This window comes from Kamptonema formosum PCC 6407, from assembly GCF_000332155.1.
Taxonomy (GTDB): Bacteria; Cyanobacteriota; Cyanobacteriia; order Cyanobacteriales; family Microcoleaceae; genus Kamptonema; species Kamptonema formosum.
In genome coordinates this window covers 857565-869412 of sequence record NZ_KB235903.1, presented here as the reverse complement: position 1 = coordinate 869412, position 11848 = coordinate 857565, and the positions used below count along the sequence as shown (strand labels likewise).

Below are 11848 nucleotides of genomic sequence, written 5' to 3'. Positions count from 1 at the left end.
CGGGTAAGAAAATGATTGAATTATAAGAATAGAGTTGGCAATTTTAATTTAATTCAACTCTTGAAAATAAAGATTATTTCCCGATTTTATCACCCCTTCAATGCCAACAAAAGCAAAAAATCAAGTGTGTAGTAGGTAAAAAATGACATATAAAATCTTAGTAGTAGATGATGAAGTAAGCTTAGAGCGATTAATTAAGCAACGATTTCGTAAAAGTATTCGCGATCGTGAATTAGAGTTTATTTTTGCTCATAATGGCAAAGAAGCCCTAGAAAAATTAGTAGAAGAATCCCCCATAGCCGTAATTTTAACTGACATTAATATGCCAGAAATGGACGGATTGACTTTGCTAGAAAAGCTCTCGGAGCTTGAGGGGAATCTAACTTTAAAAACAGTAGTAGTCTCTGCTTACGGTGACTTACAAAATATTAGAACAGCAATGAATCGGGGTGCTTTTGATTTTCTAACCAAACCGATTGACTTTGATGATTTAGAAATTACCATTAATAGAACCTTAGAGTATGTCCAAAAAATGAAACAAAACCTCAAGGCGCTACATCAGGCACAAGCTCAATTAATTCAAAGTGAAAAAATGGTTTCTATTGGGCAATTAGTGGCAGGAGTTGCTCATGAAATTAATAATCCGATTGGCTTTATTTCTGGTAATATCGATCACATAGAAATTTATATCCGAGAATTGTTGAATATTTTAGAACTCTATCAAACCGAACTACCAAGCCCTAGCGACGTTCTTCAGGAGAAAATAGAGAAAGTCGAGTTGGACTTTGTGATTGAAGACTTGCCTAAACTTGTCGCATCAATGAAAGAAGGAACAGAACGCATCCGCAATATTAGCACCTCTTTGAGAACGTTCTCGCGAAGCGATACCGTCCAAAAAGTTCCTTTCAATATTCACGAGGGAATTGAGAGTACGCTCATGATTTTGATGCACCGACTAAAAGGTAATAAGCATCGACCTGACATTAAAGTAATTAAAGACTACGGAGAATTGCCTCTAGTAGAATGTTACCCTGGGCAACTAAATCAGGTATTTATGAATATTATTGCCAATGCGATTGATGCAATAGAAGAATCGAATCAAGGATATAGTTATGAAGAGATTAAAGCTAATTCCAAGGTAATTACTATTAAAACTGAATTGGGAAATCGGGAATCGCAGATAGGAAATGATGACAATAGAGATGAGAGAGCGAGATTATTATATCCTCACGCTATAATCCGCATTTCTGACAATGGACTAGGAATGCCAGAATCAGTAAGAGAGAACATCTTTAACCCATTCTTCACAACAAAACAAGTGGGGGTCGGTACAGGATTGGGGCTGTCTATTTCTTGGTCAATTGTGGTAGAAAAACATGGTGGCAGGATTGACTGTATTTCTAATCCAGAAAACGGTAGCGAATTTATCATAGAAATTCCCATATACAGCAATTCTGGGGGTGGTTAACTATGCCATCTTTCAGAACATCCAAAATTATTTTAGTAGTAGATGATGAGCTTAGTCTGGAACGTTTAATTAAACAGAGGTTTCGCAAACAAATTAAGGCGAAAGAATTAGAATTTATCTTTGTTAGTAACGGCTTTGAAGCCCTATCTTTGCTAGAAGCTTCCCCAGATGTCGATTTAATCTTAACGGACATTCGGATGCCGGAGATGGATGGTTTGACGCTGTTAGATAAAATCAAAAAAGTTGACCCAACTCTCAAGGCTGTTGTCGTATCAGCTTACGACGAATTGAAAAACATTAGAACTGCGATGAATCGCGGAGCTTTTGATTTTTTGACAAAACCGATTGACTTTAATGATTTAGAGATTACGATTAATAAAACCTTGGGGTTTGTCCGCGAAGTTCGAGATAATCAACGGCAGCTTCAAGCCGCGCAAGAACAACTACGATACCAGGCATTTTATGATGCTCTTACGGGTTTACTGAACAGAAACGGATTTATCGAACAGATAGAGGTCTGTATTCATATTAGCCAAGAGCAGCTTAGTAATCGCTTTGCGATATTATTTTTGAACTTAGACCGCTATCAAGTTGTCAAATTTACTTTGGGACACGGAGTAGGAGAGGAATTGTTGAAACAGACAGCTCGGCGGTTAGAAAGTTGTATGCCGCAGACGGCAATAATCGCCCGCGTGGGCAGTGATGAATTTGCCATATTGTTGAAAGATATTTCTGACAATCAACAGGCAAGCAATATCGCTAGTGCTATCCATCGCGCTTTAGAAACTCCCTTTGTTTTAGAAGAAGTGGCAGTGTCTTCAACAGTGAGTATTGGCATTGCTCACAGCAGTTTAGAGGGCCTTGAACCGGAAGATTTATTGAGAGCAGCGGATACAGCGATGCACTACGCAGTGGTGCAGAGTAAAGGTAGCACGGCGGTATTTAATCCAGGGATGCTTGCGGGTGCAATTTCTCGCCTCGAATTAGAAGCTGATTTGCAGCGAGCAGTTTTTAACGAGCAATTACATTTAAATTATCAGCCCATTTTCTCATTAGTTGATGAACAAATTGTTGGGTTTGAAGCCTTAGTAAGATGGCGGCATAAAGTTAGGGGAATGGTTTCTCCAGCCGAGTTTATTCCTGTTGCTGAAGAAACAGGATTAATTCTGTCTTTAGGGGCATGGGTACTATCGGAAGCGATGGGGTGTTTGAGGATTTGGCTCGAACAGTTTCCGAATGTACGACCTTTGAGTATGAGCGTTAATTTGTCGGGAATTCAACTTTCTAGTCCTGATTTAGTGATGCTGATTGAGGAGTTGTTGGCACAGTTTTCTTTAAGTGGTGAGTCTTTAAAGTTAGAGATTACTGAGAGTATGTTTATGGAGAATGCTGGAGCGGCGGGTCAGTTATTAGCAGAGTTAAAAGCGAAGCAAATACAATTTTCTATTGATGATTTTGGCACGGGTTATTCTTCTCTATCATATCTGCATCATCTACCAATTGATACTCTGAAAATTGACAGGGAGTTTATTAGTGGAATGGTTGGAGATAGTAAAGATTTTGATATTGTGAAGACGATTATTGCTTTGGCTCACTCTTTGGAACTGGATGTGGTTGCTGAAGGGATAGAAACGCAAGAACAATTGAATCGATTAAGGGAATTGGGGTGCGAATACGGACAGGGATTCTTTTTTTCTAAGCCCCTGGATGTCGAGGCTGCTGGAGAGCTTTTAGCCTCATTTAATTAAAGGGTTAACTGTTAACCCTTAACAGTTAACCGTTAACTCTTTAATTAATACTTTCTCTCCTGGGGTTCAAACATTGTAATCGCCACAGGTCGATAAGACAAATCAATCCCCGCAGGCGAATAATAAGCCATTGTATGCTTTAAGAAACTCCCATCATCCCGCTGCGGAAAATCCTCCCGCGAATGAGCACCGCGACTTTCTTGACGATTCAAAGCCGAAGTTAAAATTAACTGCCCCACAATCATCAAACTTTGTAATTCCAAGGCTTCTACAATTTCCGTATTCCAAAGCTTACCCTTATCATCTAAGTAAATATCCTGATATTGCCCTTGTAGTTCTGCCAATTTACTCAAGCCATCCTGCATCACTTCCTGAGTACGAAACACACCGCAGTGTGCAGTCATAGTATCTTGAAACTGCTGCCTTAATTGGTCAATTCTAATTTTTCCAGGCTGTTCGATTAGCGCTTGAATTTGCTCTTGAGCCTCCTGCACATAACGCTGTTCATTCACTGATGGCAACTTGCGATTTTGCACAAATTCTGCTATAGTTGCACCAGTAATTTTTCCATAAACTACACATTCTAATAGCGAATTACTGCCCAAACGGTTCGCGCCGTGAACTGAGACACAAGCAGCTTCACCCGCAGCAAAAAAACTATCAACCAAACCATCACTACTGCTACGAACTTGACCGCCAGTATTAGTGGGAATTCCGCCCATTGAATAGTGTACCGTTGGACGCACAGGCATCGGTTGATTTACAGCATCAATCCCTAATAATCGGTGCGCTTCTTCCCAAGCAAAAGGAATTTTACTCATGATTTTTTCCCGGCCCATGTGTCGCAAATCCATGTAAATAAAAGGGCCGCCTGCACTACCATCGGTATTGATACCACGTCCAGCGCGAATTTCTAATGAAATTGCCCTAGATGTAATATCCCTTGGTGCTAACTCCATCCTGCTAGGGGCATAATTAGCCATAAAGCGATCGCCTTCCGAGTTAATCAAATAAGCGCCCTCACCCCGCACAGCTTCGGAAATTAACACTCCCGCTGGATACAAACCAGTGGGGTGAAACTGCACAAATTCCATATCCTGCAAAGGGACTCCCGCCAAGGCAGACATCGCCAAACCGTCTCCCGTCGAAGCATAATCATTAGATGTCGTATTGTAAGCCCGACCATAACCACCAGTAGCAAACATCACCGCCTTAGCGCGGACAACTTCAATTTGACCATCGACAAGGCGATACATTACTAATCCCTTCGCCTGGCCTTCTTCTAAAATCAAACGCATCACATACCACTCTTCGTAGATGTGAACTCCATAGCGACGCAAATTGTTGACTAATTCATGGAGGATGGCGTGACCGGTTTTATCAGCGGCGTAGCAAGTACGGATATGAGAATGTCCGCCAAAAGCACGTTGGGCAATTCTCCCATCTGCGAGGCGGGAAAATAATACCCCCATGTGTTCCAAATCGATGACTACATTTGGGGCCTCGCGAGTAAGAATTTCTACCGCGTCTTGATCCGCCAAATAGTCAGAACCCTTTACTGTATCGAAGGCGTGGGCTTTCCAAGTGTCTTCAGTATCTACATTATTCAGTGTGGCGGCCATTCCCCCCTGGGCGGCGACAGAGTGCGATCGAATCGGGTGAGTTTTGGCGACGACAGCTACTTTTAAGCTGGGGTCGGTGCGAGCAATTTCTACTGCGGCGCGGCAACCGGCTAACCCACCGCCTACTATGATTACGTCGTGTTCTAACATTAGCTGATTTTGAGTTGTTCTGCTGTTCTTATAAAAAAATCCCCTGAAAACCCTGCGACTTTAGTCCAGGGATGAAAGGGATCGGGAGACTTTAATCTCCCAGTTAGATATTTCCAAGTATAGTACAATTAATCAAAGGAGGTGAAACCAAATGTACGCAGTGCAAAAAGATATCTGGCATTTAATAGGACGCGATAAATCTATTGTCGAACAACTGTTGAGATGGTCAAATAACCTATTTAATGTCGGCACTTACGAAAGTCGGCAACGATACTTCAAAGACAAAGGCGCAGTTAAATATCCCGAACTATACAAAATAACCAAAACCAACGAAAATTACGCCTTGCTCTACTCGCAAGTTGCTCAACAATCCCTTAAGTCTGTCGCTGAATCTTTTAGTTCTTTCCGAGCCTTAGAAAAGTTAGCCAAAAAGGGGGAACTTAATCAAAAACCGAGATTACCCAAGTACAGAACCAAAGGGGGTATGTACCCGGTTTCATATCCGGGACAAGCCTTGAAAATAGTCGGCAATCAAGTGAGACTACCTCTAGGGAATAAAGGGAAAGAACACTTTGGGGTAGACGGTCTTTGGGTGACGTTACCACAAAGACTGAAGGGTTGCTCGATTAAAGAACTCAGGTTAATCCCTAGAAATGGTGAGGTCTGGGTTGAGTATATCCACGAATCTTTGACCAAACAAGCCCCTAGTTGCAGTCTCGAAGTAACTGGAGTTCTGGGTATAGATCATGGTATCAATAACTGGTTGACCTGTGTTTCTAGCAATGGTAAGCCCTTCATTGTCGATGGTCACAAATTGAAGTCTTGGAACCAATGGTTTAACAAGCAAAAAGCGAGAATTCAATCAGAATACGCTAAACACAAGTTGCCTAAAGGCTTCTCGTCAAAAAGACTGCAACAGTTATCAGAAACTCGCACTAGAAGGATGAGAGATGCTGTCAACAAAGCAGTTAGAACCATCATAGATTATTGCGAAAGTCACCAAATTAACGTCATAGTATTTGGTTGGAATAAGGGACAGAAGCAAGAAGTCAATATGGGTGGAGTAACCAATCAGAACTTCGTTCAAATACCCACAGCTAAAGTTAAAGATAGATTGCAACAAGAGTGCGACTTAAGAGGTTGGCGATTTGTGGAGCAAGATGAATCTTACACCTCAAAAGCTAGCTTCTTAGATCGAGATTTTCTGCCAGTAAAAGTTGGTGAAAAACCCGACAATTGGCAACCATCAGGCAAAAGAATTAAACGAGGTTTGTACCGTTCAGCTCAGAGATTAATTCTAAATGCAGATGTTAACGGTGCGGCAAATATTATCTGCAAATCAAAAGTAGCCACAGACTCAATTATTGGGCGAGTGGGTAGCGGGTTACTGACAAACCCTTTAAGAATCAAACTTTGGGTGGATTTATCCCCCAAAGTTTGTCCTTAAGAATCCCCGTGTATGACAGACCGGGGAGTGTCAACCTGACAGAATTTAACCGCGCCGCGAGTATTGCTCCTTGAGGGTGGGAGTGTCAAGCATAAAAAAAACTCCCTACCTCAAGGCAGGGAAATTTTTTTGATTTTAGATGCCTGTTCACATCTAAAATCCGATCAGCCAATGGCTTCGGCTGGTTTATGATTGGGCATCGTTCCTGTAATAGTGGCTTGGGGTTCGGTGGCTGGGTCAATGGCTGTTACTTCGATATGGTTTAGGAGGGTAGTGACGAAGGCAAACAGCAAGAATGGCAAAGACAGCACTAAAACTATACCCACAGTGGCTAGGGCGTAGATCTGACGGGCGCTGCTCCACAAAGCTAGTGAGGATGCTAGGCTCAGGAAGATGACAATTAGCCAAGCAATGATTTGACCGTAGATGTCACCGAAGGTGAGCGTGCATTTGAGGCGATAGTTATGGAGGTTATTCATAAATTCGGGGGTTACTTACTATAAATCTCTAGGTTAAGGGTCTATTTGAGTTTTGGGTTTGATTTTACACATTTTGTTAAGAGTCTTAACGAGACTTTACAAGCTGAAAAGTTCTCCGCTGGGAGGAAATATCTTTACTACATTTGCCATTCAAATGAAACTACCGTAGGTAGAAAGATAGCAAGCATCAACACAGTTAGGAAATTCTTAATTGCTGAAACTATTGTTTTTATAGGGATAACTCCATCTAAATTTTTAGGTGGTGCGAGTAGTTTTTGCAGTCTGAGTTATAGGCAAAATAGGTTTAACTTCAGCATTAGAATTAACAAAATAAAGCTCTATATTTAGGTCAGGATAGCGCTTGCGAATTGCCCAAAAAGCTTGATTCAAGTAATCCGTGTGGACTTGCAACTCTCGTTCAGCATCTTGGTTCAATTCGGGGTCAAATTTAATAGCATAAGCTCCACAATCTTGATGGTCGAGAATGATTACTTTTTTAATATGGTGCAGTTTGTAAGATAACTCTAATTGATCCCAAAAAGCTTGAGTATCAGCCCCGCTGGGAAATCCGGCCAAAGCAAGAGATGCTCCAGCTAAAGCCGTCCAGTCATACTGATTACCCAGGTTTTGTAAAGATAAAAAGTATCTTTCCGATCCGAGAAAGCGAAAGTCTATGCAACTAAGAACCAGTGCTTTAGCTTCCCGCTCTTCGGCTCTAGCAGGTTGAGTCGGTTGAAGGACTGTAAATGCGATCGCGCCTGACAATAAAGATTTCAGAAAATAGCGCCGATCGCAACACTGACATCCCATAAAGCTACTCCTTGATAATTTAAACAATTGTTTCATCTGCCAAATCTTACACAATACATTTTATATCATTTTTTGCTGAAGGAAGAGGGAAGAAGGAAGAAGGAAGAAGGAAGGAGGGAGAAGGAAAAAGGAAAAGGGAAGGAGGGAGAAGGAAAAAGGAAAAAGGAAGGGGGCAAAAACCATAGGTGTCAACTTAAGCAGAAAGCCCGCCAGGGGTTAAAACCCCTGGCTAATAAATTTAAGTCCTCTGAAGAGGACTAACTAAATTCAAAGCTTTTCTTAGTCCTCTTTAGAGGACTTGATCTTTGAGACAGGGGTTTTAACCCCTGTCGGAGTCAGGGTTTGACCTTAAGTTGACACCAAGGGGCAAAAACCTAACGCAAAGGCAGGTACAATTCTCCCTTACCATTACCCTTTCTTTTCCCCTCGCTCTTCATTCAAGTATTAAACAGCTAATTCTGGCTTAGTAGTAATAGTTAGCTGAGAACTTCCTTCAAAGCCATGAGTTAGAGATAATATTGCTACCTCTGTGGTCTCGAAACAATTTTCGCGACCAATTTTTCCCAGTAAGCCAGTGCGCTCTAGAAGTCCTTCCACTTCTGGCTGCAAACCGCTCAGAAGTAATCGACAATTATGGCGTTTTAAGTCATTAAAAATGTCTTCCAAAGCTACTAAACCAGTCGTGTCCATATTGGGAACGTAACGCAATCGTAAAACCAAAAATTTCACTTCTGGCTGTTCTCGGAGGAAAGTGACAAACCGTTCCGCTGCACCGAAAAATACTGGGCCATCCACCCGGTAAACGGCAATTTCCTTGCTCAATTCCAGCGGAATTCCAGGGGGAAATGCTTCTGTTTCAGGAATTTTGCCTAAGCTTAATTCGCTCATGCGCTTAATAAATAGAGCGCCGGCAGCAATCAACCCTACTTCCACAGCTAGGACTAAATCAAAACATATTGTCACAAACCAAGTCAGAATCATTACGCCAAAATCCGAGTAAGTAGCTCGCATCAGCAAACCAATAGCTTCCCACTCTATCATCCTCGCACTTGTTACCATCAAAATCCCAGCTAAAGCTGCTAGGGGAATTTGTGCGGCCAGAGGAGCAAAAACTAAGATAATTAGGGCGATCGCAAGACTGTGAATAACTCCCGAAAGTCGAGTTTTGCCCCCAGATCGGACATTGACAGCAGTACGCGCGATCGCGCCTGTGGCGGGTATACCCCCAAAGAAGGGGATGGCGATATTCGCCAAACCTTGACCGATAAGTTCGCGATCGCTATCATGTTTCTCGCTGACAGTCATCCCATCGGCTACTACCGCTGACAGTAAAGATTCAATGCTTCCCAACGCCGCCAACGCCAAAGCCGGCTTAATCAATTCTTGGATTAAGCCAAAATCATTCCAGTGGGGAATCCCATGCGGTAAAGGCAAAGATTGGGGAATCGCGCCAATTGTGGGTACATCAAGGTGAAAATAAGAGGCGATCGCAGTTGCGACTATCATCCCCACCAATGAACCAGGAATGGTGCGATTAATCCGAGGCCAAAGCAGCTTGATAGCAATCACTCCCATTGCTAAGCCAACCGCCGCCCAATTTAGACCCTGCAAATGAGTCAAACTCTGCCACAATCCCGGCAAAAAATGTTCGCTACGCGGCAATTGTAAGCCAAAGAAATTATTGAGCTGACCGCAAAAAATAATTACCGCAATTCCATTAGTAAATCCAGCCGTCACTGGATAGGGAATAAACTTTACAGTCCGCCCTAATTTAGCAATTCCTAGAGCAACCTGAATAATTCCAGCCATCACCCCCGCAATCCAAACTTTTTCGATGCCGTATTTAGTAACAATCCCCACTAAAATCACCGCCATCGCTCCCGTCGGGCCAGTAATTTGTACGGGAGAACCGCCAAAAATTCCCGCCACAATTCCCGCCACAATTGCCGTATAGAGTCCCGCCCTCGGCTCGACTCCACTTGCGACTGCAAATGCTAAAGCTAGAGGCAAAGCTACCACCGCCGCTGTCAAGCCTCCCGTCAAATCTCCTCGCCAATTAACAAACAAACGGCGAAATTGAAAGCCTCGATCGCGATTGAGAGTATCTGCTGTCATATTGCTTAATTTATCCTCGCTATCATCCTATGAGGTATTAGTAATCTAATTCAACTTGTTTAATCAGACGTCGGGATATTAATTATCTAGTCTTCTTACTCCTGATTGCTGAATACTAAATTGCAGAATTGATAGCCCCAAAATTATCAAAAATAAGACTAGACCAATGGTACAAGCATAGCTAATTTCTAAATCCTGAAAAGCCCTTTCATAAAGGTAATAAACAATAGTCTTAGAACTATTAAGCGGCCCTCCCTGGGTCATAATATATATTTCTTCAAACACTTTTGTAGCAGAGATAGCAGAAATTACTGCTACTAGCACCAAATAGGGTTTCATCAGTGGTAAAGTAATGTCCCAGTGCTTGCGGAAGCCGTCTGAACCGTCAATAGCAGCGGCCTCGTAGAGTTCCTCTGAAATTGCTTGCAGGCCTGCTAAGTAAATTACCATGTAATAGCCTAGCCCCTTCCAGATAGTAACAGCCATAACACTAAAAAGCGCTAAATTAGGACTGGAGAGCCAAGGAATAGGGGGAAATGAAAATAATTGACCCAATTGATTGAGCAATCCATTTTCCGCATACAGCCACTTCCAGGCAAGTCCAGCCACAACCATCGAAATTACCACAGGAGTATAAAATGCGGCTCGAAACCAGTGCATTCCGCGCAGTTTTTGGTTGACTAAAATCGCTAGTCCCAAAGGAGCGATCGCCATGACAGGGACTACACAGATGAGGTATAGTAGCGTGTTTCGCAAAGTCTGCCAAAAAACCGGATCGGCGTAGAGCTTTTGAAAGTTTTTCAAACCAACCCACTGTGGTAACTGGGTTAAGTCGTATTCGTAGCCAGTGAAACTGAGGTAAAAAGCTTGCGCGGCCGGCCACAAGACAGTTAAACCCAAGGCAAGCAGAGCTGGGATCAAGAATAGATAAGGGGTTAAGTATCTTCGCAAGAAAGTAAAAGACATTTTAGTTATAGGAAGTGACATTTGAGGTTAGGGAAACTGGGCAAATCTTACTTTTTTTTAAGATTTCCTGCTACAGATCGCAGCAATCTCACGATTTCTCGGCCACAATGTGATTAGTGTATCTGTATCAAGCTAGAAACCGCAGTTTCATTTACTAACTTGATAATTTAGCTAGGCTAAGAAAAGTTTGACCGTCAAGTGCCTCAGTCCTGCTGCAAGCAGAACAGTTATTGATTGCGAGTCGCGGGCGGAGTAAAGAAAAGTCAAACAAGAGCGGTGCTATGGGAGACTGATTGCGAATAATGAAGGACTAAGTATTAATAGCTAATGGTGGCGGGCGTATTTATAGGATTGGCAACAGGGTTATGAATTTTAGAGCTTTGCCTTACTTAGCGGCGGTATCGGCAATGGTAACGATTCTTGCTGGGGTTTGGGCTTTGGATCGCTCAGAACAGCAGCGTTTCCGCGAACAAAGACGTATTGACACTCTCAATCAAGTCAGTACAGCACGAGCTCGGCTTGAAGGTGCTCTGAACTCGCGGTTATTTCTCACAGAAGGACTGGTGGCTCACGTCTCAACCCATCCTGATATTGGCTCGCAGGAATTTCAGACCCTGGCTAGGGTACTGGCGGCAAAACAAACAGGCATCCGTATTATTGAATTGGCTAAAGATACTGTTATTAGTCATATCTATCCGCCAGAGGCGAAAATCGCACTGGGCGTTAACCTTCTGGAGAAATCGCAGGAAAGGCAGGCGATCGTGCGAGCTATTAATACTAGAAGCACTGTAGTTGCTGGGCCTGTTCACTGGAGCGATGGTACTGGAGCCTTTATCAGCCACACTCCAATTTTTATCACGCCAAAGGAGGGCTTACCTAAAGGTGGCCCCTACTGGGGTCTGGCAACGATAATTATTAACAAGCATACTCTCCTGGCAGAAGCAGGTTTGGATCTAGGGAGCGGGGGAGCAGGGGAGCAGGGGAGCGGGGGAGCGGGGGAGCAGGGGAGCAGGGGAGCAGGGGAGCAGGGGAGCAGGGGAGCA

10 protein-coding genes are annotated in these 11848 nt (G+C 43.0%); 5 read left to right on the top strand and 5 right to left on the bottom strand.

Annotated features, from left to right (window positions below):
- Positions 1–142: 142 nt before the first annotated feature.
- Positions 143–1468, top strand: coding sequence for a sensor histidine kinase (locus OSCIL6407_RS0108860; protein WP_007358011.1), 1326 nt, complete (start codon positions 143–145; stop codon positions 1466–1468).
- A gap of 2 nt (positions 1469–1470) precedes the next feature.
- Complete coding sequence (locus OSCIL6407_RS0108855; RefSeq protein WP_007358010.1) at positions 1471–3216, top strand: putative bifunctional diguanylate cyclase/phosphodiesterase; 1746 nt, start codon at positions 1471–1473, stop codon at positions 3214–3216.
- Between the two features lie 44 nt (positions 3217–3260).
- On the opposite strand, the gene OSCIL6407_RS0108850 is transcribed toward OSCIL6407_RS0108855, so the two are convergent.
- Positions 3261–4988 (bottom strand): succinate dehydrogenase/fumarate reductase flavoprotein subunit, encoded by a 1728-nt coding sequence (locus tag OSCIL6407_RS0108850; protein WP_007358009.1) that lies wholly within the window; start codon positions 4986–4988, stop codon positions 3261–3263.
- 151 nt (positions 4989–5139) lie between these two features.
- On the opposite strand from OSCIL6407_RS0108850, the gene OSCIL6407_RS0108845 reads away from it, so the two are divergent.
- Entirely contained in the window at positions 5140–6435 is a 1296-nt protein-coding gene (locus tag OSCIL6407_RS0108845; protein ID WP_007358008.1) for an RNA-guided endonuclease InsQ/TnpB family protein, read from the top strand.
- A 164-nt stretch (positions 6436–6599) separates the two neighbouring features.
- Here the strand turns inward: OSCIL6407_RS0108845 and OSCIL6407_RS0108840 are convergent, their stop codons facing one another.
- Together OSCIL6407_RS0108840 and OSCIL6407_RS0108835 are read right to left on the bottom strand one after the other, a co-directional pair.
- Complete coding sequence (locus tag OSCIL6407_RS0108840; RefSeq protein WP_007358007.1) at positions 6600–6914, bottom strand: hypothetical protein; 315 nt, start codon at positions 6912–6914, stop codon at positions 6600–6602.
- Positions 6915–7169: 255 nt separating this feature from the next.
- Positions 7170–7724, bottom strand: coding sequence for a carbonic anhydrase (locus OSCIL6407_RS0108835; protein ID WP_007358006.1), 555 nt, complete (start codon positions 7722–7724; stop codon positions 7170–7172).
- A gap of 72 nt (positions 7725–7796) precedes the next feature.
- Here OSCIL6407_RS0108835 and OSCIL6407_RS0108830 point away from each other — a divergent pair, with 72 nt between their 5' ends.
- The gene (locus OSCIL6407_RS0108830; protein WP_234708827.1) at positions 7797–7985 is read left to right on the top strand and encodes a hypothetical protein; all 189 of its coding nucleotides are present in this window, start codon (positions 7797–7799) and stop codon (positions 7983–7985) included.
- 183 nt (positions 7986–8168) lie between these two features.
- Here OSCIL6407_RS0108830 and OSCIL6407_RS0108825 read toward each other — a convergent pair whose 3' ends face one another.
- Positions 8169–9839, bottom strand: a complete 1671-nt coding sequence (locus tag OSCIL6407_RS0108825) for a SulP family inorganic anion transporter (protein ID WP_007358004.1) — start codon at positions 9837–9839, stop codon at positions 8169–8171.
- A gap of 78 nt (positions 9840–9917) precedes the next feature.
- Entirely contained in the window at positions 9918–10805 is an 888-nt protein-coding gene (locus OSCIL6407_RS0108820) for a carbohydrate ABC transporter permease (protein WP_019487132.1), read from the bottom strand.
- Between the two features lie 365 nt (positions 10806–11170).
- On the opposite strand from OSCIL6407_RS0108820, the gene OSCIL6407_RS0108815 reads away from it, so the two are divergent.
- Positions 11171–11848 (top strand): CHASE domain-containing protein (locus tag OSCIL6407_RS0108815; RefSeq protein ID WP_019487131.1); only part of this gene is annotated, 678 nt, incomplete at its 3' end.